A 25,878-nucleotide genomic window follows, 5' to 3' on the forward strand; every position below is an offset into this window, starting at 1 on the left:
GGACGCTGGAGCCAGGGGCAACGTGAGGGAGAGGCACCCCATGGCCCAGACCAGCCCAGATCACAAGGCGCGCACGCCGTTCCTTTCCCGCCCGGGCGTCCGCCGCTTCCTGCCGTTCGCTCTGATCACCGCGGTCGCTCTGATCTTCATCTTCGAGAACCGTACGAGTGTCGAGATCCGACTTCTGATCCCGATGGTGACCATGCCGCTGTGGGGCGCCCTCTTGATCGCCTGGGCGCTCGGCATCATCGCCTCCCTCTTCACCGTGCGCCGCCGGTCGAACCGGCACTCACGAAAGACGGGATAGCTCCCGATCCGGAGCCCGCCGCGTCCACCGCGTCCGACGTGTCCCGATTTCCGGGGCAGTACAACTGGCTGATAGGCGGTGCCGCGGAGGCCGGGGAGTCGTACGAGGAGGCGGCGGCGCGTGAACTCACCGAGGAGCTGGGCGTCCGGACGCCGGTGCGGTTCGTCTTCAAGTTCCTGTGCGACGGCCTGATCAGCCCCTACTGGCTGGGCGTGCACGAAACCGTGGTCGCCGGGGGAATCGCGCCCGATCCGTCGGAGATCGCCTGGCACGGATGGCTCACCGAGGGCGAGTTGCGGGAGGCGTTCGGGCAGCGGACGTTCGTCGAGGACGGGGTCGATGTCTTCAGGCGCTACCACCTGGCTCGGCCGGTGCCCGGTCAGTCGGGGCGGCAGTGGTCCTCCAAGTAGTTCGCCGCCAGGGTGCTCGCGCGGGTGAACCAGTCGTTCAGGACCGCGATTTCGGCGGGGGAGTAGTCCGCGAAGAGGTCCCTGAGGCGGGCGTAGTACGGCTCGTAGACCTCCAGGACCCGGGCGATCGCGTCCGGTTGGGCGGCTACGCGGATGCGGCGGCGGTCGGTCGGGTCGGGGCGGCGGGTGATGTAGCCGGCGCGTTCCAGACGGTTGAGGATGCCGGTGACCGCGCCCGTCGTGACGTGGACGCGGGCGGCCAAGTCGCCTGCGGTGAGGAGGTTTTCGCCGGCCTCCATCACGTAGGCGAAGCAGGTGAGGTCGGTCACGTTCATGCCGACCTGCTGGGCGATCTCGTGCTGTCCGACCAGGTGGGTCGCGATGAGATGGTCCATCGCCGACAGCGCCTGCTCCGGCGTCGCGGCCGGACGCGGCTTGGCTTGCATTCCCAATTCCCTTAGTTCGTGAGAGGTTTGGGTCCTAAACGGCTTGATCGTAAGGGGCTCGGGGGCTCCCCCGGGTCCATGTGTGATGAGGGGGCAGCGCGTGAGCGCACATCAGTATGACCACGGGCACACGTTCGCGGGGTGGGCCGGATGCGCGATCGGCAGCGTCGCGGCCGCTGTGGCGGGTGCCGGGGTCGTCATGGTCTCGGGCTTGCTGATCGCCGGTGGGATCGCCATCGGTGTCGTGGCTCTGCTCGTCACCTGGGCGCTGCACCTCGCCGGGTGGGGGAAGGGTCCCGGCCTCCGTCCCCGGGCGGAGTGGGGCTGGCGGGTGCGGGACTCGTCGGCGCCGGGCGGGCACGAAGAGTGCCTGGGGTGCCGGCTGGCCGGGCGGCGGCGGCCGGTGCGGACGGCCGGGGTCGTGCCCGTGCGTACGGGCGGGGAGACGGAGGCTGCTGCTGCCGTGGGGGCTGATTCCGGGAGGTGATCCCGTCTTCCGTGAGGTGATCGCCCCCGGGGTCGGCCGCGGTGCCGTTGTCAGTGGTGCCCTCTACTCTCGGCAGAGATGGCACAGGCATGGAAGTGCTCGGGGCTGCGATGGTCGGCGGACGGTCCCGTGCTGGTGTGGGACGGCGGGCGGCGCAGTGCGCTGACCTGGGGGAAACGCGTGGCCTTCGGGGTCGCGGAGGGGGGCGTGCGGACGTGTGTGGGGGCTCGGGGGCATGCGTGTCCGGCGCGGGTGGCCGTGCCGGGGCGGAGTACGGGGGCGCGGTGCGAGGAGTGTGCGCGGCTGGACCGGGCGCACTCCGTGGCCGCCGACACGATCGCGGACGATCCCCGGCCGTATCACGTATATCTGGCGTGGTTCGGGCCCGGCATGACCAAGGTCGGGATCACCGCGGTGGAGCGGGGCTCGGCCCGGCTCCTGGAGCAGGGTGCCGTCTGCTTCAGCTGGCTGGGTGCCGGGCCGCTCATGGCCGCGCGGCGTACCGAGGAGCTGCTGCGGGCCGCGCTGGGGGTGCCCGACCGCATTCCATACGCCGAGAAGCGGGCCGTGCGGGCCGCGTTGCCGGAGGCGGCGGCCGATCGGGCCGGTGAGGTCGCCGAGTTGCATGCGCGGGCGGTGGCGCTCGGGGGGTGGCCGGAGTCGCTGGTGCGGGAGCCGCTGCGGGTTGTCGATCATGTCGAGGTGTTCGGGCTCGCGGGGTTGTCCGGCGCCGTCGGGGGCGTGAGCGAGCTCGTGGCCGGTGGGGTCGTGAGCGGGGAGCTCGTGGCCGCCGCCGGGCCCGATCTGCATCTGGCCACCGGGGGCGGGGTCGTCGTGCTCGACACACGGTTGATGACCGGGTGGGAGCTGGTGCCCGCCGGGGGCGCGGAGCTGACCGTTCCCCTGCGGGAGTTCAAGGAGGAGGCCGGAGTGCAGGACGGGTTGTTCTGACCCGCCCAGCGGACCCACAGCTTCCCCAACACCTCTCACAGCGGCCCCAAGGGCCCTCACCCCACCGAACTGCGGCATTCCCAGGCGTTCCCTGAGAACCGCCTGTGTGTTTCTCAGGGAATTCACAGCTTGCCGAAAGGGTGCTCTCAGAGGTCCCCGACATCGTGTTCACATGACCACGACCTCGCCCCAGGGGCGCACCGAACTGCTGAGGCCGGACGGGAGCCCCGTCCGCGTGCTTGTGGTGGACGACGAGCTGTCGATCACCGAGCTGCTGTCCATGGCCCTTCGCTATGAGGGATGGCAGATCCGGAGCGCGGGGGACGGCCAGGGCGCCGTCCAGACCGCGCGCGACTTCCGGCCCGACGCCGTCGTGCTCGACATGATGCTGCCCGACATGGACGGGCTGGCGGTTCTCGGGCGGCTGCGGCGGGAGCTGCCGGACGTGCCCGTGCTCTTCCTCACGGCCAAGGACGCCGTCGAGGACAGGATCGCCGGGCTGACGGCCGGTGGCGACGACTACGTCACCAAGCCGTTCAGCCTCGAAGAGGTCGTCGCCCGGCTGCGCGGGCTGATACGCCGGTCCGGTGCCGCCGACCGGCGCTCCGACTCCACGCTGGTCGTCGGCGACCTCACCCTCGACGAGGACAGCCACGAGGTGACCCGGGCCGGTGCGAACATCCACCTGACCGCGACCGAGTTCGAGCTGCTGCGGTTCCTGATGCGCAATCCGCGGCGCGTGCTCAGCAAGGCGCAGATCCTGGACCGCGTGTGGTCGTACGACTTCGGCGGGCAGGCCAATGTCGTCGAGCTCTACATCTCGTATCTGCGGCGGAAGATCGACGCGGGGCGCGAGCCGATGATCCACACCCGGCGCGGTGCCGGATACCTGATCAAGCCCGCGGTGTCATGAGCGGGCGACGACGGACGCGTCCGCAGCAGAGAGCGGGCAAGCAGGCGCGAGCGGGCAAGCCGCGCACTCTGCGGACGCGGCTCGTCGTCGCGTCCGTGGTGCTGATCGCCGTGGTGTGTGCGGTGATCGGGACCGTGACGACCCTTGCGCTCAGGTCGCATCTGTACGAGCAGTTGAACGGGCAGGTCGAGGACACCGGCAAGCGTCTGTCGGGGCCCATGAAGCCCGGTGGCGGAGACGACATCGACTCGGCGGACAGGATCACCGGCTTCATCGAGGGACCGGCACAGCCCGAGACCATCGTCGCCCAGGTCGGCGCCGACGGCAGGGTCACCCAGGCGGCCTTCGCCAAGGACTCCGAGGAGAACGGCCCCTTCAAGCGGAACCTCGCGGTCGACCTCACCGATGAGCAGAAGGCCGCCCTCGCCGGGGTGCCGACCTCGGGAACGCACACCGTCGACATCCCCGGACTCGGCGAGTACCGCGTGCAGTACGTCGTCGGCAAGGACGGAGGCACCTACTACGTCGCCCTGCCCACCGAATCCGTCACCACCACCATCAACACCCTCATCCTCGTCGAGGTCAGCGTCACCGGCGCCGGACTGGTCGCCGCCGCCATCGCCGGCTTCGTGCTCATCGGCGTGGCCACCCGCCCTCTGCGCCGAGTCGCCGCCACCGCCACCCGGGTCTCCGAACTGCCCCTGCACACCGGCGAGGTGAACCTCAGCGAGCGCGTCCCCGACTCCGAGACCGACCCGCACACCGAGGTCGGACAGGTCGGTGCCGCGCTCAACCGGATGCTCGACCATGTCCACGGGGCGCTGCACGCACGGCAGCAGAGCGAGACGCGGGTCCGGCAGTTCGTCGCCGACGCCAGTCACGAGCTGCGCACTCCCCTCGCCTCGATTCGCGGGTACGCGGAGCTGACCAGACGCGGCAGAGAGGACGTCGGGCCCGACACCCGGCACGCGCTCGGGCGGATCGAGTCCGAGGCCGGGCGGATGACGCTGCTCGTCGAGGATCTGCTGCTGCTCGCCCGGCTCGACGCGGGGCGGCCGCTCCAGTTCGAGCAGACCGACCTCGTACCGCTCGTCGTGGACACCATCAGCGACGCCCGTGCCGCCGGACAGCAGCACAACTGGCGCCTCGACCTGCCCGACGAGCCCGCGCTCGTGTCGGCGGACGCGGCCCGGCTGCAACAGGTCCTCGTCAACCTGCTCGGCAACGCGCGCAATCACACACCGGCCGGTACGACCGTCACCGCACGGGTGCAGCGGCGTGGGCCCTGGCTGTGCGTGGACGTCGAGGACAACGGGCAGGGCATTCCCGCCGAGTTGCTCCCGCATGTCTTCGAACGGTTCGCGCGCGGCGACTCGGCGCGTTCCCGCAACACCGGATCGACCGGTCTGGGCCTCGCCATCGTGCAGGCCGTGGCGACCGCGCACGGCGGTGCCGTGACCGTCGACAGCGTGCCCGGGCGGACCGTTTTCACGGTGCACCTGCCCGCGATCCCGGCGCAGCCGCAGCCGGAAATGAGCTGGCAACAGCACTCACAGGCACGCCACAGCGTCACCACATCGGTACAACAGGGCGCCTGACGAAAGTCGGTTCCATGCGAACCGATTCTTCTCCCGGCACCCTGCCGGCGCGGGAGCACCTCCCGGCCGCGCCAGCCGGTACGCCTGTCCTGGACGTAGTGATCCCCGTCTACAACGAGGAGAAGGACCTCCAGCCGTGCGTCCGCAGACTCCACGAGCACCTCGTGAGGACGTTCCCGTACGCGTTCCGCATCACGATCGCGGACAACGCCTCCACGGACACCACCCCGCACGTGGCGGCGCGGCTGGCGGCGGAGATTCCCGAGGTCACCCTCTCCCGGCTGGAGCAGAAGGGCCGGGGCCGGGCCCTGCGGGCCGTCTGGTCGGCCTCCGACGCCCCCGTCCTCGCCTATATGGACGTGGATCTGTCCACCGACCTCAACGCCCTGCTCCCGCTGGTGGCGCCGTTGATCTCCGGCCACTCGGACCTCGCGATCGGCTCCCGGCTCGCCCGTAGCTCGCGTGTGGTGCGCGGCCCCAAGCGGGAGTTCATCAGCCGGGCCTACAACCTCATCCTGCGCGGCTCGCTCCAGGCCCGCTTCTCGGACGCCCAGTGCGGATTCAAGGCGATCCGCCGGGACGTGGCGCAGGTGCTGCTGCCACTCGTCGAGGACACCGGCTGGTTCTTCGACACCGAGATGCTGGTGCTCGCCGAGCGCGCCGGGCTCCGTATCCACGAGGTGCCGGTCGACTGGGTCGACGACCCCGACTCGACCGTGCACATCGTCAAGACCGCGACCGACGACCTCAAGGGCGTGTGGCGGATCGGCAGGGCCCTGGCCACCGGCTCGCTGCCGCTGGACCGGATCGCCCGGCCGTTCGGCGACGACCCGCGCGACCGCGAGATCAAGGACGTACCGAAGGGCCTGGCCCGCCAGCTCGTCGGGTTCTGCGTGGTCGGCGCCCTGTCCACCCTCTTCTACCTGCTGCTCTACAGCGGCTTCCGCCTCTTCACCGGCTCCCAGGTCGCCAACGCGCTCGCCCTGCTGGTCTCGGCGATCGCCAACACGGCGGCCAACCGGCGGCTCACCTTCGGGGTGCGCGGGCGCGGCGGGGCCGTACGGCACCAGGCGCAGGGCCTGGTCGTCTTCGGCATCGGACTCGCCCTGACCAGCGGCTCGCTCGCCGCGCTCAACGCGGCCACGTCCGAGCCCGCGCACTCCACGGAACTGGCGGTGCTCGTCGCCGCCAACCTCGCGGCGACCGTGCTGCGCTTCCTGCTCTTCCGGGCGTGGGTGTTCCCGGACCGGCGCGACGGCGACGGCGACGGCGACGGCGACACGACGGTGCCCGCCTCGCACACCCCGGTCCACCACCTCTCCTCGCCGACCTTCTCCACCGCGCGCCACGACCCGTACGGGCCGCTCCCCCAGCGCACCCCCCGGTACCCGCACGACACCGCCCAGTGGGGGAGGGACGCCACCGTCCAGCTCCAGCCGGTGCGCCCGAACGACACCGACCCGAGGGACTCCCGATGACGATCCACTACGACCAGCAGACCGCGGACAGAGACACGAGTGTCGGCGACTGGACCCGGCCGCCGACGCCGGAGGCACCCGCGCCCGGCGCCGGTGAACCGAAGCGGCCCTTCGTACGACGCCTGTGGCACGGCCGCCCCGAGGACCCCCGCTGGGCCCGCCCGGCCTTCCTCGGCCTGCTCCTGGTGACCACCGCGCTCTACCTCTACAACCTGAGCGCCTCCGGCTACGCCAACTCCTTCTACTCTGCGGCCGTCCAGGCCGGCAGCCAGTCCTGGAAGGCGTTCTTCTTCGGCTCGCTGGACGCGGCCAACGCCATCACCGTCGACAAGCCCCCGGCCGCGCTGTGGCCGATGGCCCTGTCGGTGCGGCTCTTCGGCCTCAGCTCCTGGGCGATCCTCGCCCCCGAGGTCCTCATGGGCGTCGGCACGGTCGCCGTCGTGTACGCGGCGGTACGCCGCCGGTTCAGCCCCGCGGCCGGGCTGATCGCGGGCGCGGTGCTCGCGCTCACCCCCGTCGCGGCGCTGATGTTCCGCTTCAACAACCCGGACGCGATGCTGGCGCTGCTGATGGCCGCCGCCTGCTACCTGGTGATCCGGGCGCTGGAGGACGGCCGTACGAAGTGGCTGCTGTGGGCCGGTGCCGCGATCGGCTTCGCCTTCCTCGCCAAGACCCTCCAGGCCTTCCTGATCCTCCCGCCGCTGGCGCTGGTCTACGGCGTCTGCGCCCCGGTGACCGTGAGGAAGCGGATCGGCCAGCTCGCGGCGGCCCTCGTCGCGATCGTCGTCTCCGGCGGCTGGTGGGTCGCGATCGTCGAGCTGTGGCCCGCGTCGTCCCGCCCCTACATCGGCGGCTCGCAGAACAACAGCTTCCTGGAACTGACCTTCGGCTACAACGGCCTGGGCCGCCTCAACGGCGACGAGACCGGCAGCGTCGGTGGCGGCGGCGGGGGCGGAAACGGCGGCGGCGCCTGGGGCGAGACCGGCTGGGACCGGATGTTCAGCTCCTCCATCGGCGGCCAGATCTCCTGGCTGATCCCGGCCGCGCTGATCCTGCTCGTCGCGGGCCTGGTGGCGACCCGCAAGGCCCGCCGCACCTCGGCGACGCGCGGTGCGTTCCTGGTCTGGGGCGGCTCGCTGCTGATCACCATGCTGGTCTTCAGCTATATGCAGGGCATCTTCCACGAGTACTACACGGTGGCCCTGGCCCCCTACATCGCCCCGCTGATCGGCATGGGTGCGGCGCTGCTCTGGGAGAAGCGCGACAGGGCGTGGGCGTCGCTGACCCTGGCGGCCGCGATGACGGCCACCGCGGCGTGGGGCTACGTCCTGCTCAACCGTTCCTCCGACTACCTGCCGTGGCTGAAGTGGCTCGTCCTGGTCGGCGGTCTGACCTCGGCCCTCGGCCTGATCTTCGCCGGACGGCTGGGCCGTCGGCTGGCCCTGGGCGCCGCGGGGCTCGGCCTCGTCGCAGCGCTGGCCGGTCCGGCGGCGTACACCCTCACCACGCTGAACGAGGGGCACTCCGGCTCGATCGTCACGGCGGGTCCGACGGTCGCCGGCGGCCGCGGTGGGCCGGGCGGCGGTGGCGGCATGGGCGGCGGCCCCGGCGGGGGCGGCATGCCCGGCCAGAACAACCAGCAGGTCGGCCAGAACCAGCAGAACGGAAACGGCTTCCCCGGCGGCGGCATGCCGGGCGGCGGCCAGAACCAGCAGGGCCAGCAGAACCAGCCAAACCAGCAAGGCCGGCAGAACCAGCAGAACGGCGACGGCCGCATGGGCGGCATGGGCGGCGGCATGGGCGGCCTGCTCAACGGCGCCAGCGTCAGCTCCGAGGCCAAGGAGCTGCTGGAGAAGAACGCGAGTGACTACACCTGGGTAGCGGCGGCCATCGGCGCCCAGAACGCCGCGAGTTACCAGCTGTCCACCGGCGACCCGGTGATGGCCATCGGCGGCTTCAACGGCACCGACCCGTCCCCGACGCTGGCCCAGTTCAAGCAGTACGTGGCGGACGGAAAGATCCACTACTTCATCGGTTCGGGCAGCGGCGGCGGCATGGGCGGCAGCAGCGACGGCACGTCCTCCCAGATCACCTCCTGGATCGAGTCCACCTTCAAGAAGGTCACGGTCGGCTCGGCCACCTTCTACGACCTCACACAGAAGGCGAGCGGCTGACAGTCGCCCGAGTGCGCCTGAGTACCTGAGCGCGGGGAGGGGCGGTGGCCGAGTGCCACCGCCCCTCCCCGCATCTCTGTTGTACACCGTATGGGAGTTGTTCTACGGTGTACAGCATGACGACGTCCCCACAGGAACAGGCCCCACCGCAGACGGCTCCCGGCGGCCACCCACAACGCTGGCTGATCCTCGGTGTCATCTGTCTCGCGCAGCTCACCGTGCTGCTCGACAACACGATCCTGAACGTGGCGATCCCCTCGCTCACCCGCGAGATGGACGCGACGACCGCCGACGTCCAGTGGATGATGAACGCCTATGCGCTGGTCCAGTCCGGCCTGCTGCTCACCGCGGGCAACGCCGCCGACCGCTACGGCCGCAAGCTGCTGCTCATGTCCGGCCTCGCGATATTCGGCGTGGGCTCGCTGGCGGCCGGCTTCTCCCAGAGCCCGGCCCAGCTGATCGCGGCCCGTGCGGGCATGGGCGTCGGCGGCGCCTTGCTGATGACCACGATCCTCGCCGTCGTCGTGCAGATCTTCGACGACAAGGAGCGGGTGAAGGCCATCGCGCTGTGGTCGACGGTCAGTTCGCTCGGGTTCGCGGCCGGGCCGCTGATCGGCGGTGTGATGCTGAACCACTTCTGGTGGGGCGCCATCTTCCTGATCAACATCCCGGTCGCCGTGATCGGCCTGGTCGCGGTCGCCGCGCTCGTCCCCGAGTCCAAGCACACGGCGGGCGACCGTCCCGACCTGGTCGGCGCGGTGCTGTCGACCATCGGCATGACGGCGTGCGTGTACGCGATCATCACCGGGCCCGAGCACGGCTGGACGTCCGGCCAGGTGCTGGTCTCCGCGCTGATCGGCCTGGCCGTACTCGGTCTGTTCGTGATGTGGGAGCTGCGCATCGACAACCCCATGCTCGACATGCACTTCTTCCGCAACCAGAAGTTCGTGGGCGCGGTCGCGGGCACGATCCTCGTGGCGTTCGGCATGACGGGGTCGCTGTTCCTGCTCACGCAGCACCTCCAGTTCGTCCTCGGCTACGAGCCGCTGGACGCCGGGCTGCGGACGGCGCCGCTGGCGCTGACCGTCGTCGTGCTCAACTTCACCGGGCTCGGGGCGAAGCTGGTGCTCAAGGCCGGTACGCCGGCGGCCATCGCGCTCGGTATGACCCTGGTGTCCGCGGGGCTGGCGGCGATCGCGCTGTTCGGCGGGCACGGATACAGCGGCATGCTGCTCGGTCTGATCGTCATGGGCGCGGGTGTGGCGCTGTCCATGCCGGCCATGGCCAACGCGATCATGAGTGCGATTCCGCCCGAGAAGGCGGGAGTGGGAGCGGGGATCAACGGGACGCTCGCGGAGTTCGGCAACGGCCTCGGTGTCGCGGTCCTCGGCGCTGTGCTCAACTCGCGGTTCGCGTCCCTGGTCGCCGTGTCCGCGGCGTCGTTGCCCGCGGCGCTGGCGGCGGCGGACTCGGCGGAGGAGAAGGCGCGGATCTCCGACGCGTTCGCCTCCGGCCTGGAGAGCAGTCAGCTGGTGGGGGCGGTTGCTGTCCTGCTGGGTGGTTTGGTCGCGGCGGCGTTGCTTCGGCGGGCCGAGCGGGCAGAGTCCGCCTAGGAGAGACAGGGCGCCTAGCATGATCGGCGTTGGAAAGTCAGGAAAGGTGCGCCATGGCGAAATCGGCCGACAAAGCCGGGCGGAGCAGCGTCTGGCTGGACGGCAAGGCGCACCGGCGGCGGGGTGGCGGGCAGCCGTCGGGGCTGGACCGGGACCGGATCACCGAGGTCACGGCCCGGCTGCTGGACGCCGAGGGGCTGGCCAAGTTCTCGATGCGGCGGCTGGCCGGCGAGCTGAACGTCACCGCGATGTCCGTCTACTGGTACGTCGACACCAAGGACGACCTCCTCGAACTCGCCCTGGACGCGGTCATGGGCGAGATGCGGCTGCCCGATGAGGAAGCCGACGAGGACTGGCGCGAGCAGGTGCGGGCGCTCGCCCGGGAGTACCGGACGCTGCTGGTGCGCCACCCCTGGGTGTCCGCGCTGGTCGGGGTCTTCCTCAACATCGGCCCCAACAACCTGGCCTTCTCGCGGACGGTCCAGCGCGTCGTCCGCAGGACCGGGCTGCCCGCGAAACGCCTGACGAGCACGATCTCGGCCGTCTTCCAGTTCGTCTACGGCTACGGCACGCTGGAGGGCCATCTCGCGACCCGGGCCGCGGCCGGCGGCATGAACGTGGACGAGTACTTCCAGCAGGCCCTGAGCACGGTGACCGCCGCCCCGCAGGCCGCCGACGTCATCCGGGAGTCGCAGGAGATCATGGCGGCCCGCGGCGGCGACACGGTCGCCGAGATGCTGGAACGCGACTTCGAGTACGCGCTGGAGCTGCTGATCGCGGGCATCGAGGCGATGGTCGCCCGCGAAGCGGACTCCTAGGGCCTGTTGTTCGGATCAGGTCGCAGGGAGTCGACGCGATGGGGGTCCCTCTCGCGCGAGCGAAGCCGAGCGTGGAGGAGCCGGCGAGTGACGACAACGCGGCGGATGCGCGTGCCGGACCCCGCGTCTGCGGCGTGATCCGAACGCCAGTCCCTAGTCCCCTTCCACCAGCCGCGCCGGGAACCCGCCGGTGGCCACCGGCCCCCAGCGCTCCGGTGTGATCCGGATGATCGACTTGCCCTGCTTGGCCATGGCCGCGCGGTACTCGTCCCAGTCGGGGTGCTCACCGGCGATGTTCCGGTAGTACTCCACGAGCGGTTCGATGGAGTCGGGGGTGTCGACGACCTCGGCGGTGCCGTCGATCTGTACCCACGGGCCGTTCCAGTCGTCGCTCAGGACGATCAGGCTCACCCGCGGGTCCCGCTTGGCGTTACGGGTCTTGGCCCGCTCCGGGTACGTGGAGACCACGATCCGGCCGGAGTCGTCGACGCCGCAGGTCAGCGGTGATCCCTGGGGGCCTTCGTCGGACCGCCGGGTCAGCAGGATCGCGTGGTGCCGGGGTCGTACGAAGTCGAGCAACTCGTCGAGGGAGACACGGGTGTTCGTCGCGATGTTCGGTGCCATGGGCGGCAGCCTACGACGCCATGGCCTCTGCGAGGTTGTCGTACACGGGGACGTCCCGGCGCAGTCCGGTCAGCTCCAGGACGCTGCTCGTGACGCCGTCGGGCCGGGCCACCAGGCGCACCCGGGCCTCGGGGCGCAGCCGGTGGCGGATGTCGTTGATGAGGCGGATGCCCTGGGAGTCCATGAAGGACGTGCAGGAGAGGTCGAGGACGAGCAGCTCCAGCCGGTCACCACGGTCCCTGGCCGCGGACATGATGAGCGGCAGCAGCTCGGCGGCGTTGCAGAAGTCGATCTCCGCGGGCATCGTGAGGCAGACACGGCCGGGCAGGTCCTGCGGTTCGGTGGGATTCGGGATGAAAGTCACAGCACTCACCTGGCAGACGTTCGTCCGGATTCCGGTAAGGCCGCTTCCTGACCCTTGGGCCCATTCCACCACGCCGGGGTACGGCTGCGGAAGCGCCTGTCGCGGCCGTCGGCCGGACGTCACCTGGACGCAACCGAGCAGCTAGAGTGCTGTCCGTCCTGTGCTCGCAGTCGGGAATGTGCTGCGGAGCTCTCCTGCGCACGGCCATGGCCGTGCATGCCGAAGAGGTTCGTGGTGGCTGCGTCCGACTTTCCTGATTTGCCCCGTTTTCCGGTTGGCTTCGAGCTGGCCGATGCCCTGACGGTGGCGTCTCAGCAGCTGCACGAGACGCTCACTCCCCACAGCACCCTGCGTACGGCCGTCCGGCTGGCCGTGCACCTCATGCCCGGGGCCGAGCACGTCGGCGTCTCCGAGCTCGAGCGAGGCAGCCGGCTCCGGACGCTCGCCTGGACCGACGAGGTCGTGCGCTCCGCCGAGGCCCGGCACACCGGCCGCGAACAGCACGGGCACTGGGAGCGGTTGTGGAACAGCCCGATGGTACGGATAGGGGACAGCGACGCGGACGACGGCTGGGACGTGCTGTCGGCCCTGGGGCTGCGCTCGGCACTGTCCCTGCGGCTGCGCGCCGACCGCCGCCGGCTGACCGTGCTCACGGCCTACGCGCGCAAGCCGGGAGTCTTCGACGAGGACGCGACGCGCATCGGCCGGCTGTTCACCGCGCACGTCAGCATCGCCCTGGACTCGGCGACCGAGCGCGAGCAGCTCACCGAGGCCATGCACACCCGGGACCTGATCGGCCAGGCCACCGGCATCCTCATGGAGCGTCAGGGCATCGACGCGGCCGCGGCCTTCGAGAGCCTGGTGCGGGCCTCCCAGCGGGAGAACGTGAAACTGCGCGATCTCGCCCGCCGCATCGTCGGCACCCACAACACCACCTGAGGCGAGCCGGTCAGGTCGGGGGGCGTGCGCGGGCGGCGACGGGATACCCGTACGGTCATGAGCTCCGAGACGTCCGACACGCTGGACCAGGCGATGGTGCGCAGCAGTGGTCTCGACACCCTGCTGCACGATCTGACCGACCGTGCGGTGCGAGAGGTGCCCGGCGCCGCCGCGTGCAGTATCACGGTGCGCCGTGCCGGGCGGCTGCTCACCCTGGCCGGCAGTGACGGCCTGCCCAGCGGCCTGGACCTGCGCCAGTACGAGAACGGTTCGGGACCCTGCGTCGAGGCCGCCGAGACCGGCGCCGAGCAGTACGCCCCGGATCTGTCGGCGGAGTCCCGCTGGGCGCCGTACACACAGTACGCGCTGTCCGTGGGCGTCGGGTGTGTGCTGGCCGTGCCCATCGACGTCGAGGACGAGACGGGCGCGGCGCTCAACTTCTACGGCGAGCGCCCCGGGGCACTCGCGGCGGGCCGGGAGGCGGCCCGTGCGTTCGCGGCACGGGCCGGGGACGCGATCGACGTGGCGCTGCGGATCGAACGCGGGCGCCAGTCCGCGGCCGATGTGCGCACCGCGCTGCTCTCCCGCAGCGTCATCGACCAGGCGATCGGCATCCTCATGGCCCGGGAACGGATCGACGCGCGCATTGCGCTGGAGCGGCTGCGCCGGATCTCACAGGACCGGAACGTCAAACTCCGCGACCTGTGCGACCAGTTGGTGGCGAGAGTCTCCCGGCCGGCGGGCCCGGCCTCAGACCGCCGGAAGTGACTCGCCCTGCACGGCCTGGATGTCCAGCTCCACCTTGAGCGTCGTACCGATGGCGGCGATGCCCGCCTGCAGGACCTGGTTGTAGTTCATCGCGAAGTCCTCGCGGTGCAGTTCGGTCGTGGCACGGAACGCCGCGCGGGTGCCGCCCCACGGGTCCGGGCCCGTGCCGAGGTAGGCGAGGTCCAGGTCGACCGGCCGTACGACACCGTGCATGCCCAGCTCGCCGTGGACCGTCCACCGGTCGGACCCGGCCGCCGTCAGCCCGGTCGACCGGTAGGTGATCTCGGGGAACCGCTCGACATCGAGGAAGTCCGGCGACTTCAGGTGCCCGTCGCGCATGCCGTTGCCGGTGTCGACGGACGCGGCCCGGATCACCGCCTCCACACGGGACTTGGTGACATCGTCCGGGGCGATCTCGATCGACCCGGAGAACTCCGTGAACCGGCCGTGCACGCTGGAGATGCCCAGGTGCTGCGCCACGGCGGCCACGCTGGAGTGCACCGGGTCGACGGTCCACGGGCCGGGCGGCGGAAGTTCGGTGCCGCCCTGCCGCGCCAGCGTCACCGTGCCGGCCTCGGCCCGCCCGCTCGCGGTGACGATCACACTGGAGGCCGCGGGCGCGTACCCGACGGCCGTGACGATGACGGTGTACGCCCCCGCCTCCAGCGGCGTCGTGTCCCGTACGGCGCCCTCGGCGTCGGCCTCGGCACGCAGCACCTGCGCGCCCCTCATGTCCGCCACCGTGACGACCGCGTGCGACACGGCCCAACCGTCCCGGGTACGGATCCTCGCGGTCAGTCCCATCTCAACTACTCCTCAGAAAGAAACCGGCCCGCGACAGGGGGCGCACCTCCGCTCAGGGCGCGCCCCACTGCCACGGGCCGGGGTCTGTACTACTCGCCGGGGTGGGCGAGTTCGATGTCGTGGCCGTCGGCGCCGGCACCCGTGACCGTCAGGGCGGTGGCCACCGGCGGGTAGCCCGTGGCGATGACGGTGTACTCGCCGCCGTCCAGGTCGGTGAAGGCGTACGCCCCGTCCGTCCCGGTCGTGGCCGAGCCGACGACATTGCCCGCCTGGTCGACCAGCGTCACCCGGGCATCGGCCAGCGGGCCGTGCGGAGCCCGCACGACACCCTGGACGCGAGCGCCCGAGTCCAGGTCCATCTCGACCCGGGTGACCCCGGTGCCGCCCACCTCGACGGGCAGGGCCCGCGGCCGGTACCCGGCGGCGTTCACCGCGACGGTCACCGCCCCCGGCACCAGCTCGGCGAAGGTGAACTCGCCCTGCTCACCGGTGGTCCCGGTGGCCAGCAGATCCCCGCGCACATCCGTCACGATGACCATCGCGTCCTTGACGGCCTGCCCGTTCTCGGCGGCCCGCACCAGGCCGGTCAGCCCGCTGGTGCCGCTGAGCAGGATGTCGTAGGCGACCGGCTCGCCGTTCACCACGACCGTGGACGCCTGCGGCTGGTAGCCGTCGGCGGAGGCGATCAGCACGTACGACCCGGAGCCCGGGGCGTCCACCGCGTACGAGCCGTCGGCCCGCGCCACGGACCGGCCCAGCTGACGCCCGGCCAGCGAGATCAGCGTGACGGCGGCCTGCGGCACGGGCGCGGACTCGGCGCCGCGGACGAACCCCTTCACGGGAACGCCGGGGGCACCGCCGGAGGTCTCCTCCGACCGGACCGCCGTGGCCACGGCGGCGAGCCGCTGAGTGCCCTCGGGCCCGGTGCCGTCGACGGCCTCGTTCTCCGCCACGGCCCAGCTCGGCACGGCCTTCTCCGCGGCGGGAGCCACGGGCTCGGCAGGGGTCTGGGCCTCCGGCTCGGCGGCCTGCGCCAGCCCGCCCTTCGTCTTCAACGAAACCTCCTTGATGAACAGCGAGACCAGCAGCGCGAGCAGCGCCAACGGAGCCGAGTAGAGGAACACGTCCGCGACACCGTGGCCGTAGGCGCTCTCCACGACGGTGCGCAGCGGCGCGGGCATCGCGTCGAGGTCGGGGATGCCGCCCCCGCCCGTGCCGGCGTGACCGAGGGCCGCGCCCTTGGGCCCGAGGTCGGCGAGGCCGTCCTTCACATAGTCGGTGATCTTGTTGCCCAGGACCGCGCCCAGCGCCGAGACGCCCACGGCACCGCCCAGGGACCGGAAGAAGGTCACCGTGGAGCTGGCGGCACCCAGGTCGCCCGGCTCCACCTGGTTCTGCGTGCAGAGCACCAGGTTCTGCATCATCATGCCGATGCCGAGACCCATCAGCGCCATGAAGATCGCGATGTGCCAGTACTCGGTGTCGTACCGGATCGTGCTCAGCAGCCCGAGGCCCGCGGTCACCAGCACACCACCGGCGACCAGCCACCCCTTCCAGCGCCCGGTCCGGGTGATGACCTGGCCGGAGACGGTGGAGGAGACGAACAGGCCGGCGATCATCGGGATCGTCATGACCCCGGACATCGTCGGCGACTTGTCCCGCGCCAGCTGGAAGTACTGGCTGAAGAACACGGTCCCCGAGAACATCGCGACACCGACGAACAGGGAGGCGACGGAGGCCAGCGTGATGGTGCGGTTGCGGAACAGCCGCAGCGGAATGATCGGCTCGCTCGCCTTCGCCTCGATGAGGACGAACACCGCCAGCAGCACGACCGAGCCACCGACCATCGCATAGGTCTGCCACGACACCCAGTCGTACTTGTCACCGGCGAAGGTCACCCAGACCAGCAGCAGGCAGACGGCCGCGCTGATGAAGAAGGCGCCGGCCCAGTCGACCTTGACCTTCCGCTTCACCACGGGCAGGTGCAGGGTCTTCTGGAGCACGATCAGGGCGATCACGGCGAAGGGCACGCCGACGTAGAAGCACCAGCGCCAGCCGAGCCAGTCCGTGTCGGTGATGACACCGCCGACCAGCGGACCGCCGACCATGGCGGTGGCGAAGACGGCACCGAGGTAGCCGTTGTAACGCCCGCGCTCACGCGGGGAGATCATCGCCGCCATGATGATCTGGGCCAGCGCGGACAGACCGCCCATGCCGATGCCCTGGACCGCGCGGAACGTGATCAGCATGCCGGGGTTCTGCGACATGCCCGCCGCGGCCGACCCCAGCACGAAGATGACCAGGGCGAGCTGGATCAGCAGCTTCTTGGAGAACAGGTCGGCGAGCTTGCCCCACAGCGGCGTGGAGGCGGTCATCGTCAGCAGGGACGCGGTCACGACCCAGGTGTAGGCGCTCTGGCCGCCACCGAGGTCGCCGATGATCCGGGGCAGGGCGTTGGAGACGATCGTCGACGACAGGATCGCGACGAACATGCCGAGCAGGAGGCCGGTGAGGGCCTCCATGATCTGCCGGTGCGTCATCGGAGCGCCGTCGCCGGAGGAGCTGTGCGAGCCTCCCCCGTGCTTGGCATGAGCCCGCACACCGGCTGGTGTGGTCGTTGCCATGGGCTTCCTTTTCTTACGTGCTTGCGGGTGTACGGGTGGTCTGTTCGACAGCGGGTGGTGCCGCCCGGGGCGCGGGCCGGCAGTCGAAGCTCTCCCGCAGCCGTGCCATCAGCTGCGTGAGCCGGCGGACGTCCTCGTCGGACCAGTCGCTCAGTCGCTCTTCCAGCACCTCGGTGGTCCGCCGGGACAGCTCGTCGAGCTGGGCGTCGCCGGCGGGTGTGAGGCGCAGGATGCGTGAGCGCTTGTCCGCGGGGTCGGGGGAGCGTTCGATCCAGCCCCGGTCCACGACGTGCGCGACATGGCGGCTGGTGACCGACATGTCCACCGCGAGCAGCTCGGCGAGCTTGCTCATGCGCATGTCGCCATGGCGGCCCAGCAGGGTCAGCACGGCCGCCGACCCGCCGGGACATTCGGCCGGCATGATCCGGCCGAGCTCCCGCTTCACGGCGCCGAAGGCACTGAACTGGCGGACCAGCTCTTCGTACTGCGCCCTCTCGGCCATGACACCTCCCGCTTTCGTTGCTTAGGGCAACCATAGGAGCTGTTGGTTGCTGAAGGCAAATAAAGGAGGTGAATGCGGCATCAAAACTTGGCAAAGGCAAGTATTGCGTCAGTAAATGTGCTGGTGGCGAGGGTGGCGGTACCGGTCGTCCCGGGGCAAACGGAAGGCCAACCCCCACTTGGGGAGCACCGGCGTTTTCGCTAGGGTCTCGGGCCATGGCTAACAACCAGGCCCCCCAGGGCAATCACGACCCTGCCGGCAACACCCAGATGTTCCGCGCGTTCGTCGACGAGGCGCCGCAGGGGCGGCAGGCCGCGGCGGCGGGCGCCGGCGGCGGGCCCCGCATCGGTCTCATCCTCGGCGTCGTCGTCGCCGTGGCGATCGTCGCCGCGGTGGCTTGGCTGGCGCTGGCGTAGGTCACTGAGTACCCGGTGTCCGGAGCTGAGGCCGGGTGGGTCCGCAACCCGGCGGAACGGGGTGCCGCTGCGCCCACCCGTGCCGCCGTTAGCGGCACGATTGCCCGCAGCTAGAGCACCTAGGGCGGGCCCGCAGTGACGGCCGACGGAGGCTAGGGCGGCTCGCGGGTGCCCGCGGCGGCAGTCGACGGCAGCTCAGCCGGGACGCGCCCGCACCCGCGTACGGCGAGAAGGGGCCGTGTCGGGGGGTGTCCGCCCGCAGCGGTTGTCGCGTCAACGAACAGTCAGTCGGCGTCCAACCCCATCGCGACGTTCCGAGGACGGACACCCCCCGGCGCGGCCCCGACCCACCACCCGGCGCCAGGCGCTACGCGCACCCCCACCACACCCGCACAGGCCGCCGCAGGCACCCCCACCCGACGGGCAGATGCCGACGACGGCCCGAGCCACACCGCCTCAGTCCGAGATCAGGCCTTCCCGCAGCTGCGCCAGCGTCCGGGTCAGCAGTCGGGAGACGTGCATCTGCGAGATGCCGACCTCCTCGCCGATCTGCGACTGAGTCATGTTCGCGAAGAACCGCAGCATGATGATCCGCCGCTCACGAGGCGGCAGCTTGGCCAGCAGCGGCTTCAGGGACTCGCGGTACTCCACGCCCTCCAGCGCGGTGTCCTCGTACCCCAGCCGGTCCGCCAGCGACCCCTCGCCGCCGTCGTCCTCGGGGGCCGGCGAGTCCAGCGAGGACGCCGTGTACGCGTTGCCCACGGCGAGGCCGTCGACCACGTCCTCCTCGGACACGCCCAGCACGGCCGCGAGCTCGGTGACCGTAGGAGACCGGTCCAGCTTCTGCGAGAGCTCGTCACTGGCCTTCGTCAGCGCCAGCCGCAGCTCCTGCAGTCGCCGCGGCACCCGCACCGACCACGACGTGTCGCGGAAGAACCGCTTGATCTCGCCCACGACCGTCGGCATCGCGAACGTCGGGAACTCCACCCCGCGTTCGCAGTCGAACCGGTCGATCGCCTTGATCAGCCCGATCGTGCCGACCTGGACGATGTCCTCCATCGGCTCGTTGCGGGACCGGAACCGCGCGGCGGCGTACCGCACGAGCGGAAGGTTGAGCTCGATCAGCGTGTCCCGGACGTAGGCACGCTCGGGGCTGTCCTCGTCGAGCGCGGCCAGCCGCAGGAACAGGGAGCGGGACAGGGTGCGGGTGTCGATGGCGCCCGCGGTCGGAATCACCGGGGCGGGCTCGGCCGCCAGGACGGCCGGAGCATCATCGATGGGGCCGAGTGAGTCGAGAGCATGGGGAGCTGTCTCGCTCTCCGCGAGCGTGAGCACCTTCGAGCTGCCCTGTTCTGCGGACATGCCACCCCCTTTGGGTCGCGGGACGGTCGCGGCGAACGCTCCCGTCTGAGGAACGCAGCCTTCACCTGAATACCGGCGCCGAAGCCCCGGCAAACGCGCTTCCCGCAGAATGTCACATGTCGGCAACACGCTGTAGTGACATGTCGACATCTGAGACGCGAATCCGCCCTGCAAACAAGGGGTCTGACGGCCTGTCGGCCCGCAACCGCCGGGAACGCCCTGATCAGCGATTCCCTCGCCCAGGTGACCTCTCGCTCCTGTTTGCGGTTACGCGTCGATCCGGTTCGCAGACCGCAACCGCTGGAAGCTACGCGCGAGTAGCCGCGAGACATGCATCTGCGAAACACCGAGCTCCGCACTGATCTGAGACTGCGTGAGATTGCTGTAGTACCGCAGCAGCAGAATCCGCTGCTCTCTCTCGGGCAGTTGTACGAGCAGATGCCGTACGAGATCCCGGTGTTCCACGCCGTCCAGCGCGGGATCCTCGTAGCCGAGCCGGTCCAGCAGCCCCGGCAGCCCGTCGCCCTCCTGCGCGGCCTCCAGCGACGTCGCGTGGTACGACCGCCCGGCCTCGATGCAGGACAGCACCTCGTCCTCGGTGATGCGCAGCCGCTCGGCGATCTCCGAAGTCGTCGGCGTACGCCCGAAGGAGGTGGTCAGGTCCTCGGTCGCGCTGTTGACCTGCACCCACAGCTCGTGCAGCCGGCGCGGCACATGGACCGTACGGACGTTGTCGCGGAAGTACCGCTTGATCTCGCCGACGACCGTCGGCATCGCGAACGTCGGGAACTGCACGCCCCGGTCCGGGTCGAAGCGGTCGATGGCGTTGATGAGCCCGATGGTGCCGACCTGGACGACGTCCTCCATCGGCTCGTTGCGGGAGCGGAAACGGGCGGCCGCGTAGCGCACGAGCGGGAGGTTGGCCTCGATGAGCGCCCCGCGCACCCGGTCGTGCTCCGGCGTGCCCGGCTGGAGCTCCTTGAGCTGACCGAAGAGGACCTGCGTGAGGGCGCGCGTATCGGCGCCACGGCTCCGCTGGGGAGTCGCTTGGGGAGTCGCTTGGGGGGTCGCTTGGGGGGTCGCTTCAGAGGAGGCTTCCGAGGCAGAGGAGGGTGCCTGAGGCGCAGTACTGGCCAGCACGGTCAACTCCACCTCGTCATCCGTCAACCCATCAGTCAACTCTTCCATCAAAAGCGGTCATAGCATCACAAGACATGTCCACTGTGTGCAAGCACCCCATAACTACGTGTTGAGGGATGAAAAGCAGCATCCATCGGCACGCGACACGGAAGAGCCCCCCGTCGCAGCGACGAGGGGCTCGAAATGCCTGGGGGCCGAGGGCCTCAGAACTCGTAGTCGGCGATCACCCACGTGGCGAACTCGCGCCACAGCGCGACACCCGCCTGGTGGTCGGGATGCTCCACGTACCGGCGCAGCGCGTCCGCGTCGTCGAAGGCCGAGTTGATGGCGAAGTCATGGGCGATGGGGCGGTCGCTGACGTTCCAGCCGAGCTCCCAGAAGCGGATCCCGGGGACAGCGCCGTCGAGCGCGCGGAAGGCCTCGACGCCCTTCACGACGCGCGGGTCGTCGCGCTCGACGCCCTCGTGGAGCTTGAAGAGGACCAGGTGGCGGATCATCACTTTCCTCCGTTGGCGACCCAGGTGGCGAAGTCGCCGAGGGCCCTCGCGGCGTCCGATATGCCCTGGAAGCCTATCTGGACGTAGTCGGCGGCCTTGGCCGGGTCCGTGACGATCACGTACAGCGCGAAGACCACGACGACGTAGACGGCGACCTTCTTCGCGTTCACCGCCATCGCGGCCTCCCCTGTCCCTGGTGTCCCATGCAGCGCACATGATCGCACGAAGGGGCGAACACTCGAAGGGGCGGATCGCACGAAGGGCCCCGTCTGACGACGGGGCCCTTCTCAAGCGGTAGCGGAGGGATTTGAACCCTCGGTGACTTGCGCCACACTCGCTTTCGAGGCGAGCTCCTTCGGCCGCTCGGACACGCTACCGAGGGAGACCTTACAGCAAGGTGCGGCGTGCTTTGAAATCAGTATTCAGCGGGCCCGGAAGAACTCCGTGAGCAGCCGTGAGCACTCCCCGGCGAGCACGCCCTCGATCACTTCGGGCCGGTGGTTGAGCCGCCGGTCGCGGACCAGGTCCCAGAGGGAGCCGGCCGCGCCGGCCTTCTCGTCGCGGGCGCCGTAGACGAGACGGTCGACGCGGGACTGCTGGATGGCGCCCGCGCACATCGTGCAGGGCTCCAGCGTCACCACGAGGGTGCAGCCGGCGAGCCGCCACCGGCCGAGTTCGGCGGCGGCCCGGCGGATGGCGAGGATCTCCGCGTGGGCCGTCGGGTCGCCGCCGGCCTCGCGTTCGTTGTGCCCGGCCGCGAGCACGGTCGTGCCGTCCGGGGCCAGTACGACGGCGCCGACGGGGACGTCCCCGCCCCGGACGGCCTCGGCGGCCTGGTCCAGGGCGAGTCGCATCGCGGGCCGCCAGGGGTCACGTACCGGATCCGGCGGTCCCGGGCCGACGGGACCGGTCAGCGGACGGCCTCCAGCGTCTCCGAGGCGCCCAGGGACTCGGCGATCTCCGTGACGGCCTCGGTGGACATCAGGCGCAGTTCCTTCTCGCTGACGCCCAGGTCGTCGAGGATCTGGACGTCGCCGACCGGGCCGTGCGGGACGGCGTCCGCCGATCCGGTGGACCCGTCACCGTCGTCGGACTCGTCGTCCTCGTCGGGCTCACCGTCCTCGGTGCCGTCGAGGTCGAGGGCGTCCAGGTCGTCCCCGTCGTCGGGATCCCGGCCGAGCAGCTCGTCGGTGAGCAGGATCTCGCCGTAGCTGCTGCGGGCAGCGGCGGCGGCGTCCGAGACGTAGATGCGGGGGTCGTCCTCGCCGTCCACGCGGACGACGCCGAACCAGGCGTCCTCCTGCTCGATGAGCACGAGCACCGTGTCCTCGTCGGGGGAGGATTCACGGGCCAGGTCGGCAAGATCCGACAGGGTTTCCACATCGTCGAGCTCTGTGTCGCTCGCTTTCCACCCGTCTTCGGTGCGCGCGAGCAGTGCGGCGAAGTACACCGTGACTCTCCCACTGGTCAGAGGCGTGCCGGTTGGGGGTCCCCCCGGCGGAGGTTGAGGGCGGGGAGTGCTCGTCCGAGCCCCGCCCACTCGGAATCGTGGCAGAAACAAGGCGTTCAGGGGACGTCTTCGGCACCCTGTGTCCGGCAGTTTTGATCGCACGCCCGTTGCCGCCACCTGCGGATCGTACGCGGCTTTCCCCCACTCCACCCACGGTCACCGCGACAACGCCCGCGCGGTTCGTGATCTTCTCCGACGGTTTCCTCACCCGTTTCCTACGGGCGGAACACGCCGCGGATCCCACGGCCGGCCGCGCGCGGTCCTGTGCGGCCGGCCGCGTCCGGTCCCACGGTCGGACCCGTGGGGGCGCCACCGTCAGACCCGTACGGCCGACACCGACGGACGCGTCCGGGTGCCACCCACGGACCCGTGCGGGTCCACGGATAGAACGCGGGCCGGTTCGCGGGCGGGACACAGCGGTCCTGGCAGCGAACCCGTGGCCCCACCGGCAGACCCGTGCGGGTGCCACCGGCGGGCCCGTGCGGCCGACATGATGGACGCCTGCGGTTCCCAGCAGTGGACGCGGGCCGGTTCCGCCGAGGGACACGTCCGGCCCTGTCGACGGACGCGTCCGGGGCCCACCGACGGACCCCACTGGGCCCTACGGGCGTTCCCGTGCCGTCCTGCCGACGGACGTGTCCGGGGCTCACCGGCATACCCGGCCGGGTGCCACCGGCGGGCCCGTGCGGCTCCCGTCGTAGAAAGCGGGCCGGTTCCGCGGGCGGAATGCGTGCGGCCGTGTCGGCGGACGCGTCCCGGTTCCACCGGATGACCCGGTTGGGTCGTACGGGCGTACCCGTGCGGTCCTGCCGACGGACGCGTCCGGGGCCCACCGGGCATACCCGGCCGGGTGTCACCGGCAAACCCGCCGGGTGTCACCGGCAAACCCGGCCGGGTGGCACCCGTGAGCCCGGCCGGGTGGGGGCCATGGTCGGACCCGCGTGTGGGCGGTACGCGATGGGCGGGTGTGGGCCCCGCCGGCGTACTCGCGCAGTCCCCCCGCCGGCGTAGGGCCGTGTCACCAGCGGAACGTGCGCATGCGCATGGCGTGTCGCAGGCGGGCTGTCTTGGCGCGGCGGGGCTGGACTCGGTCGCGCAGTTCGCGGGCCTCTGCGAGGTCGCGCAGGAAGCGGGCGCGGCGTCGGCGGCGCTCGGCGGAGGACACGTCCGGCTCGTCCGTCCGGCCGGCCGCCGGGTCCGCCCCGGGCCATGCGCGCGGCGACAGATCTTCTCGGAAATCCCGGTCGGGCATCTGGCTCATCACCCCCAGTTCGTCTTTCCCGCCTTCCCCCGGACGGGCGATTGACGCCGTCGAACGCCGTGCGGCCCGTGTCACCCGGCCCGGCTACTGTTGTGGACATGCGTCTCCACGTCGTCGACCACCCACTGGTCGCCCACAAGCTCACCACGCTGCGCGACCAGCGCACCGACTCCGCGACCTTCCGCCGTCTCGCCGACGAGCTGGTCACCCTGCTCGCCTACGAGGCCACGCGCGACGTGCGCACCGAGCAGGTCGACATCCGGACGCCGGTGGCCACGACCACGGGCGTCAAGCTCTCCCACCCGCGTCCCCTGGTGGTGCCGATCCTGCGGGCCGGGCTCGGCATGCTGGACGGCATGGTCCGGCTGCTGCCGACCGCCGAGGTGGGCTTCCTCGGCATGATCCGCAACGAGGAGACGCTCGAGGCCTCCACGTACGCGACGCGGATGCCGGAGGATCTGTCGGGACGTCAGGTGTATGTGCTGGACCCGATGCTCGCCACCGGCGGCACGCTGGTCGCGGCGATCCAGGAGCTGATCAAGCGCGGCGCCGACGACGTGACCGCCGTGGTGCTGCTGGCCGCCCCGGAGGGCGTCGAGATCATGGAGCGCGAGCTGGCCGGCACCCCGGTGACGGTCGTGACCGCCTCGGTCGACGAGCGCCTGAACGAGCACGGCTACATCGTGCCGGGCCTCGGCGACGCGGGCGACCGGATGTACGGCGCGGCGGAGTAAGAAACCCCCGAGCCCTTGAGGGGCCCTCGCACCAAGCCCCTCAGCAGCCCTTCTTCGGCGTGGCCGCCGGCTCGGGCCTGGCCAGCTCGGTCAGGGCCCGGTCGGCGTCCGGCTTCTTCGCCAGTGCCTTGAAGCCGTCGCCGATGACGAGGTCGACGGCGGCATCCTTGCGCGCCGCCTCGGTGCGCCGTTCGGCGTCCGGCAGCTGTGTGCCGAGCACGGGCAGCGAGGTGTCGAGCGCGGCGGCGGGCCCGAGCAGCACGCCGGTGCCCTTGACCTTCTTGTCGTACTGCTTGGTCGCGTTGCCCACGTCGCCGATCTTGAAGCCGCGCTTCTTCAGCTCGTCGGCGGTCTTCTTCGCCAGGCCGCTGCGGGTGGTGGCGTTGAAGACGTTGACCGTGATCGTGCCCGGCTCGGGCAGCGCCTTGGCGGCGGGTGAGGCGCTCGCCTTGGTCCTGGGGGCGCAGTCCGTGCCGTTGCCGGCTGCCGAAGCCTTTCCGCCGCCGCCGGTGAAGACATCGATGAGCTGCAGAGTGCCCCAGCCGCCCACGCCCAGCACGGCGACGGAGGCGACGACAACGACGACGAGCCTGCCGCGCCGCCGGGGCCCGCGCATCCGGGGGTGCTTGTTGCCCGTGATGCGGTATTTGCCGCCCATGCCGGGGGGAGTCAGCATGCTCATGAGCGCAGCGTAGTGCGCCTGGGCGACGATGCCTACTAGATGATCATTCGACATCGGCCAGACGGACCAGCCGAACCCGAAAGGGCCGACCCGTTACCGGCGGGGCTCAGTCCAGCTCGAGCACGCGCGCGTGCAGCACCTGGCGCTGCTGGAGCGCCGCCCGCACCGCGCGGTGCAGGCCGTCCTCCAGGTACAGATCGCCCTGCCACTTCACGACGTGCGCGAAGAGGTCGCCGTAGAACGTCGAGTCCTCGGCGAGGAGGGTCTCCAGGTCCAGCTGCCCCTTGGTCGTCACGAGCTGATCGAGGCGGACCGGGCGCGGCGCGACGTCCGCCCACTGCCGGGTGCTTTCCCGGCCGTGGTCGGGGTACGGCCGGCCGTTTCCGATGCGCTTGAAGATCACACGGAAAGCCTACCGGGCAAGACGTTCCGGGCGCAGCCATGGCGCCGTAGTGC

29 protein-coding genes and 1 tRNA gene are annotated in these 25,878 nt (G+C 70.8%); 14 read left to right on the top strand and 16 right to left on the bottom strand.

Translation table 11 applies throughout. The annotated features are described in order from the left end of the window. The first annotated feature begins 40 nt into the window (after nt 1-40). Nucleotides 41-307 carry a hypothetical protein gene (locus ACFT32_RS23635; RefSeq protein ID WP_382492467.1) on the top strand — a complete coding sequence of 89 codons (267 nt, stop codon included), beginning with the start codon at nt 41-43 and terminating at the stop codon, nt 305-307. 38 nt (nt 308-345) lie between these two features. Beyond that, complete coding sequence (locus ACFT32_RS23640; RefSeq protein WP_382492470.1) at nt 346-717, top strand: NUDIX domain-containing protein; 372 nt, start codon at nt 346-348, stop codon at nt 715-717. Here ACFT32_RS23640 and ACFT32_RS23645 read toward each other — a convergent pair. Next, nucleotides 687-1,163 carry a MarR family winged helix-turn-helix transcriptional regulator gene (locus ACFT32_RS23645; protein WP_382492473.1) on the bottom strand — a complete coding sequence of 159 codons (477 nt, stop codon included), beginning with the start codon at nt 1,161-1,163 and terminating at the stop codon, nt 687-689. The genes ACFT32_RS23640 and ACFT32_RS23645 overlap by 31 nt on opposite strands. 100 nt (nt 1,164-1,263) lie before the next feature. Between ACFT32_RS23645 and ACFT32_RS23650 the strand changes: the two genes are divergently transcribed. The 8 genes from ACFT32_RS23650 (at nt 1,264) to ACFT32_RS23685 (ending at nt 11,195) form a co-directional block, all read left to right on the top strand. After that, complete coding sequence (locus ACFT32_RS23650) at nt 1,264-1,650, top strand: HGxxPAAW family protein (RefSeq protein ID WP_382492476.1); 387 nt, start codon at nt 1,264-1,266, stop codon at nt 1,648-1,650. A gap of 78 nt (nt 1,651-1,728) precedes the next feature. Continuing rightward, nucleotides 1,729-2,601, top strand: coding sequence for a DUF2797 domain-containing protein (locus tag ACFT32_RS23655; RefSeq protein ID WP_382492478.1), 873 nt, complete (start codon nt 1,729-1,731; stop codon nt 2,599-2,601). A gap of 172 nt (nt 2,602-2,773) precedes the next feature. Then, nucleotides 2,774-3,514 carry a response regulator transcription factor gene (locus ACFT32_RS23660; protein ID WP_382492481.1) on the top strand — a complete coding sequence of 247 codons (741 nt, stop codon included), beginning with the start codon at nt 2,774-2,776 and terminating at the stop codon, nt 3,512-3,514. Then, nucleotides 3,511-5,112: an ATP-binding protein gene (locus tag ACFT32_RS23665; RefSeq protein WP_382492484.1), complete on the top strand. Its 1,602-nt coding sequence runs from the start codon at nt 3,511-3,513 to the stop codon at nt 5,110-5,112. Before ACFT32_RS23660 ends, ACFT32_RS23665 begins: the two co-directional genes overlap by 4 nt. A 14-nt stretch (nt 5,113-5,126) precedes the next feature. Beyond that, nucleotides 5,127-6,590 (top strand): glycosyltransferase, encoded by a 1,464-nt coding sequence (locus ACFT32_RS23670; RefSeq protein ID WP_382492486.1) that lies wholly within the window; start codon nt 5,127-5,129, stop codon nt 6,588-6,590. After that, nucleotides 6,587-8,764: an ArnT family glycosyltransferase gene (locus ACFT32_RS23675; protein ID WP_382492489.1), complete on the top strand. Its 2,178-nt coding sequence runs from the start codon at nt 6,587-6,589 to the stop codon at nt 8,762-8,764. Before ACFT32_RS23670 ends, ACFT32_RS23675 begins: the two co-directional genes overlap by 4 nt. Before the next feature lie 116 nt (nt 8,765-8,880). After that, nucleotides 8,881-10,377, top strand: a complete 1,497-nt coding sequence (locus ACFT32_RS23680; RefSeq protein WP_382492492.1) for an MFS transporter — start codon at nt 8,881-8,883, stop codon at nt 10,375-10,377. 53 nt (nt 10,378-10,430) lie between these two features. Further along, nucleotides 10,431-11,195, top strand: a complete 765-nt coding sequence (locus tag ACFT32_RS23685; protein WP_382492495.1) for a TetR/AcrR family transcriptional regulator — start codon at nt 10,431-10,433, stop codon at nt 11,193-11,195. 153 nt (nt 11,196-11,348) lie between these two features. On the opposite strand, the gene ACFT32_RS23690 is transcribed toward ACFT32_RS23685, so the two are convergent. Both ACFT32_RS23690 and ACFT32_RS23695 read right to left on the bottom strand, forming a co-directional pair. After that, on the bottom strand, nt 11,349-11,819 hold the full coding sequence (locus tag ACFT32_RS23690) for a PPOX class F420-dependent oxidoreductase (protein WP_382492498.1): 471 nt from the start codon (nt 11,817-11,819) through the stop codon (nt 11,349-11,351). A 10-nt stretch (nt 11,820-11,829) separates the two neighbouring features. Then, nucleotides 11,830-12,183, bottom strand: a complete 354-nt coding sequence (locus ACFT32_RS23695) for an STAS domain-containing protein (protein WP_382492764.1) — start codon at nt 12,181-12,183, stop codon at nt 11,830-11,832. Between the two features lie 216 nt (nt 12,184-12,399). Here ACFT32_RS23695 and ACFT32_RS23700 point away from each other — a divergent pair, with 216 nt between their 5' ends. Then, a complete protein-coding gene (locus tag ACFT32_RS23700; RefSeq protein ID WP_382492500.1) occupies nt 12,400-13,122 on the top strand; it encodes an ANTAR domain-containing protein in 723 nt (240 codons plus the stop codon). A gap of 57 nt (nt 13,123-13,179) precedes the next feature. Further along, nucleotides 13,180-13,890, top strand: coding sequence for a GAF and ANTAR domain-containing protein (locus tag ACFT32_RS23705; RefSeq protein WP_382492502.1), 711 nt, complete (start codon nt 13,180-13,182; stop codon nt 13,888-13,890). Here ACFT32_RS23705 and ACFT32_RS23710 read toward each other — a convergent pair. From ACFT32_RS23710 to ACFT32_RS23720, 3 genes are all read right to left on the bottom strand, one after another. Continuing rightward, the gene (locus tag ACFT32_RS23710) at nt 13,873-14,694 is read right to left on the bottom strand and encodes a YceI family protein (protein ID WP_382492505.1); all 822 of its coding nucleotides are present in this window, start codon (nt 14,692-14,694) and stop codon (nt 13,873-13,875) included. The genes ACFT32_RS23705 and ACFT32_RS23710 overlap by 18 nt on opposite strands. A gap of 89 nt (nt 14,695-14,783) precedes the next feature. Then, nucleotides 14,784-17,318 (bottom strand): MFS transporter, encoded by a 2,535-nt coding sequence (locus tag ACFT32_RS23715; RefSeq protein ID WP_382492508.1) that lies wholly within the window; start codon nt 17,316-17,318, stop codon nt 14,784-14,786. A 13-nt stretch (nt 17,319-17,331) separates the two neighbouring features. After that, nucleotides 17,332-17,820 carry a MarR family winged helix-turn-helix transcriptional regulator gene (locus ACFT32_RS23720; RefSeq protein WP_184593624.1) on the bottom strand — a complete coding sequence of 163 codons (489 nt, stop codon included), beginning with the start codon at nt 17,818-17,820 and terminating at the stop codon, nt 17,332-17,334. Between the two features lie 215 nt (nt 17,821-18,035). Between ACFT32_RS23720 and ACFT32_RS23725 the strand changes: the two genes are divergently transcribed. Then, the gene (locus ACFT32_RS23725) at nt 18,036-18,236 is read left to right on the top strand and encodes a hypothetical protein (protein WP_382492511.1); all 201 of its coding nucleotides are present in this window, start codon (nt 18,036-18,038) and stop codon (nt 18,234-18,236) included. A 456-nt stretch (nt 18,237-18,692) separates the two neighbouring features. Here the strand turns inward: ACFT32_RS23725 and ACFT32_RS23730 are convergent, their stop codons facing one another. From ACFT32_RS23730 to ACFT32_RS23765, 8 genes are all read right to left on the bottom strand, one after another. Beyond that, a complete protein-coding gene (locus ACFT32_RS23730) occupies nt 18,693-19,598 on the bottom strand; it encodes an RNA polymerase sigma factor SigF (protein ID WP_382492514.1) in 906 nt (301 codons plus the stop codon). A gap of 267 nt (nt 19,599-19,865) precedes the next feature. Further along, on the bottom strand, nt 19,866-20,786 hold the full coding sequence (locus tag ACFT32_RS23735; protein WP_382492517.1) for an RNA polymerase sigma factor SigF: 921 nt from the start codon (nt 20,784-20,786) through the stop codon (nt 19,866-19,868). 155 nt (nt 20,787-20,941) lie between these two features. Continuing rightward, nucleotides 20,942-21,235 carry a Dabb family protein gene (locus tag ACFT32_RS23740; RefSeq protein ID WP_382492520.1) on the bottom strand — a complete coding sequence of 98 codons (294 nt, stop codon included), beginning with the start codon at nt 21,233-21,235 and terminating at the stop codon, nt 20,942-20,944. Next, nucleotides 21,235-21,411 (bottom strand): hypothetical protein, encoded by a 177-nt coding sequence (locus tag ACFT32_RS23745; protein ID WP_193482975.1) that lies wholly within the window; start codon nt 21,409-21,411, stop codon nt 21,235-21,237. Before ACFT32_RS23745 ends, ACFT32_RS23740 begins: the two co-directional genes overlap by 1 nt. Before the next feature lie 116 nt (nt 21,412-21,527). Continuing rightward, nucleotides 21,528-21,612, bottom strand: a tRNA-Ser gene (locus ACFT32_RS23750). A gap of 45 nt (nt 21,613-21,657) precedes the next feature. After that, entirely contained in the window at nt 21,658-22,089 is a 432-nt protein-coding gene (gene tadA, locus ACFT32_RS23755) for a tRNA adenosine(34) deaminase TadA (protein ID WP_382492523.1), read from the bottom strand. 56 nt (nt 22,090-22,145) lie between these two features. Beyond that, entirely contained in the window at nt 22,146-22,685 is a 540-nt protein-coding gene (locus ACFT32_RS23760; RefSeq protein WP_382492526.1) for a hypothetical protein, read from the bottom strand. A gap of 1,078 nt (nt 22,686-23,763) precedes the next feature. Further along, nucleotides 23,764-23,997 carry a hypothetical protein gene (locus ACFT32_RS23765; protein WP_382492767.1) on the bottom strand — a complete coding sequence of 78 codons (234 nt, stop codon included), beginning with the start codon at nt 23,995-23,997 and terminating at the stop codon, nt 23,764-23,766. Nucleotides 23,998-24,104: 107 nt separating this feature from the next. Here ACFT32_RS23765 and upp point away from each other — a divergent pair, with 107 nt between their 5' ends. Further along, nucleotides 24,105-24,740: a uracil phosphoribosyltransferase gene (gene upp, locus ACFT32_RS23770; protein ID WP_189727300.1), complete on the top strand. Its 636-nt coding sequence runs from the start codon at nt 24,105-24,107 to the stop codon at nt 24,738-24,740. A 40-nt stretch (nt 24,741-24,780) separates the two neighbouring features. Here the strand turns inward: upp and ACFT32_RS23775 are convergent, their stop codons facing one another. Beyond that, nucleotides 24,781-25,398, bottom strand: coding sequence for a LytR C-terminal domain-containing protein (locus ACFT32_RS23775; RefSeq protein ID WP_382492769.1), 618 nt, complete (start codon nt 25,396-25,398; stop codon nt 24,781-24,783). Nucleotides 25,399-25,528: 130 nt separating this feature from the next. Then, nucleotides 25,529-25,825 carry a type II toxin-antitoxin system VapB family antitoxin gene (locus ACFT32_RS23780; protein WP_003999914.1) on the bottom strand — a complete coding sequence of 99 codons (297 nt, stop codon included), beginning with the start codon at nt 25,823-25,825 and terminating at the stop codon, nt 25,529-25,531. Nucleotides 25,826-25,878: the final 53 nt, after the last annotated feature.

This window comes from Streptomyces sp. NPDC057002, assembly GCF_042673825.1.
In the GTDB taxonomy this organism is placed as follows: Bacteria; Actinomycetota; Actinomycetes; order Streptomycetales; family Streptomycetaceae; genus Streptomyces.

Excerpts from the sequence above, each read along its gene's own strand:
- ACFT32_RS23635 (WP_382492467.1), top strand. The coding sequence starts at position 41 with ATGGCCCAGACCAGCCCAGATCACAAGGCGCGCACGCCGTTCCTTTCC.
- ACFT32_RS23645 (WP_382492473.1), bottom strand. The coding sequence starts at position 1,163 with ATGCAAGCCAAGCCGCGTCCGGCCGCGACGCCGGAGCAGGCGCTGTCG.
- ACFT32_RS23655 (WP_382492478.1), top strand. The coding sequence starts at position 1,729 with ATGGCACAGGCATGGAAGTGCTCGGGGCTGCGATGGTCGGCGGACGGT.
- ACFT32_RS23660 (WP_382492481.1), top strand. The coding sequence starts at position 2,774 with ATGACCACGACCTCGCCCCAGGGGCGCACCGAACTGCTGAGGCCGGAC.
- ACFT32_RS23665 (WP_382492484.1), top strand. The coding sequence starts at position 3,511 with ATGAGCGGGCGACGACGGACGCGTCCGCAGCAGAGAGCGGGCAAGCAG.
- ACFT32_RS23670 (WP_382492486.1), top strand. The coding sequence starts at position 5,127 with ATGCGAACCGATTCTTCTCCCGGCACCCTGCCGGCGCGGGAGCACCTC.
- ACFT32_RS23675 (WP_382492489.1), top strand. The coding sequence starts at position 6,587 with ATGACGATCCACTACGACCAGCAGACCGCGGACAGAGACACGAGTGTC.
- ACFT32_RS23680 (WP_382492492.1), top strand. The coding sequence starts at position 8,881 with ATGACGACGTCCCCACAGGAACAGGCCCCACCGCAGACGGCTCCCGGC.
- ACFT32_RS23685 (WP_382492495.1), top strand. The coding sequence starts at position 10,431 with ATGGCGAAATCGGCCGACAAAGCCGGGCGGAGCAGCGTCTGGCTGGAC.
- ACFT32_RS23690 (WP_382492498.1), bottom strand. The coding sequence starts at position 11,819 with ATGGCACCGAACATCGCGACGAACACCCGTGTCTCCCTCGACGAGTTG.
- ACFT32_RS23700 (WP_382492500.1), top strand. The coding sequence starts at position 12,400 with ATGCCGAAGAGGTTCGTGGTGGCTGCGTCCGACTTTCCTGATTTGCCC.
- ACFT32_RS23705 (WP_382492502.1), top strand. The coding sequence starts at position 13,180 with ATGAGCTCCGAGACGTCCGACACGCTGGACCAGGCGATGGTGCGCAGC.
- ACFT32_RS23710 (WP_382492505.1), bottom strand. The coding sequence starts at position 14,694 with ATGGGACTGACCGCGAGGATCCGTACCCGGGACGGTTGGGCCGTGTCG.
- ACFT32_RS23715 (WP_382492508.1), bottom strand. The coding sequence starts at position 17,318 with ATGGCAACGACCACACCAGCCGGTGTGCGGGCTCATGCCAAGCACGGG.
- ACFT32_RS23720 (WP_184593624.1), bottom strand. The coding sequence starts at position 17,820 with ATGGCCGAGAGGGCGCAGTACGAAGAGCTGGTCCGCCAGTTCAGTGCC.
- ACFT32_RS23725 (WP_382492511.1), top strand. The coding sequence starts at position 18,036 with ATGGCTAACAACCAGGCCCCCCAGGGCAATCACGACCCTGCCGGCAAC.
- ACFT32_RS23730 (WP_382492514.1), bottom strand. The coding sequence starts at position 19,598 with ATGTCCGCAGAACAGGGCAGCTCGAAGGTGCTCACGCTCGCGGAGAGC.
- ACFT32_RS23735 (WP_382492517.1), bottom strand. The coding sequence starts at position 20,786 with ATGGAAGAGTTGACTGATGGGTTGACGGATGACGAGGTGGAGTTGACC.
- ACFT32_RS23740 (WP_382492520.1), bottom strand. The coding sequence starts at position 21,235 with ATGATCCGCCACCTGGTCCTCTTCAAGCTCCACGAGGGCGTCGAGCGC.
- ACFT32_RS23745 (WP_193482975.1), bottom strand. The coding sequence starts at position 21,411 with ATGGCGGTGAACGCGAAGAAGGTCGCCGTCTACGTCGTCGTGGTCTTC.
- tadA (WP_382492523.1), bottom strand. The coding sequence starts at position 22,089 with ATGCGACTCGCCCTGGACCAGGCCGCCGAGGCCGTCCGGGGCGGGGAC.
- ACFT32_RS23765 (WP_382492767.1), bottom strand. The coding sequence starts at position 23,997 with ATGCCCGACCGGGATTTCCGAGAAGATCTGTCGCCGCGCGCATGGCCC.
- upp (WP_189727300.1), top strand. The coding sequence starts at position 24,105 with ATGCGTCTCCACGTCGTCGACCACCCACTGGTCGCCCACAAGCTCACC.
- ACFT32_RS23775 (WP_382492769.1), bottom strand. The coding sequence starts at position 25,398 with ATGGGCGGCAAATACCGCATCACGGGCAACAAGCACCCCCGGATGCGC.